Below are 988 nucleotides of genomic sequence, written 5' to 3'. Positions count from 1 at the left end.
CAAGCCCGCAAGGCACCTCGGTCGGCTATATGGAACAAGAGCCCGATTTTACGGGTTTTGCCACATTGGGTGATTTTGCCACGGCCACGCTTGGCCCAAGCGAAGCGTGGCGGGTCGAGGCCTTGGCCGATGGTCTTAAGCTGCGCCTTGACGCTGATCCTGCCAAGGCGTCTGGCGGGGAGCGCCGCCGCGCAGCCCTTGCACGGCTTTTGGCCGAAGAGCCTGATACCATGCTCTTGGACGAACCCACCAACCATCTTGATATCGAGGCCATCGGATGGCTCGAGGCGCGGCTTGCAGAAACCCGCACAGCCTTTGTCGTGATCTCGCATGACCGTGCGTTTTTGAACGCCTTGACCCGCGCCACCTTATGGGTGGATCGCGGGCAGGTGCGCCGCAATGAACAAGGCTTTGCCAGCTTCGAGGCGTGGCGCGATAAGGTTTGGGACGAGGAAGACACAGCGCGCCACAAATTGGATCGCAAAATCAAATCCGAGGCCCGTTGGGCCGTTGAGGGGATCAGTGCACGGCGCAAACGCAATCAGGGCCGTGTGCGCGCTTTGGCTGATTTGCGCGCAGAACGCGCTGCAATGATCCGCCGTCAATCCACCGCCGCCATGGTGTTGGAGGAGGGGCCGCAATCTGGCCGCAAGGTGATCGAAGCCAAGGGAATTTCAAAATCCTTTGGAGACACGCAAATTCTGAAACCCTTTGATCTGCGCATTTTGCGCGGGGATCGGGTGGGGTTTGTCGGCCCAAATGGCGCAGGCAAAACCACGCTTTTGAATATGCTGACTGGCCAACTTGCCCCTGACACGGGGCATGTCACCTTGGGCAAAGGCCTTGAGATGGCGGTATTTGACCAAAACCGCGCAGGATTGAACCCTCAGGCCAGTCTGTGGGATAGCCTGACCTTGGATCGTGAGATTGCCGTGAATGGATCCTCTGATCAGGTCATGGTGCGCGGCAGCCCCCGCCATGTGATGGG

The 988-nt window shown here is 59.3% G+C and carries 1 protein-coding gene; it reads left to right on the top strand.

What is annotated here, in order from left to right; translation table 11 throughout:
• Window positions 1–988: ATP-binding cassette domain-containing protein (locus tag ACR0IO_RS23090; protein ID WP_480745191.1), on the top strand; the 988-nt coding region annotated here is incomplete at both ends.

This window comes from Ruegeria sp. CE12, from assembly GCF_056537525.1.
The sequence above is the reverse complement of the archived record's forward strand: the minus strand, read 5'-3'. Positions and strand labels throughout refer to the sequence as shown.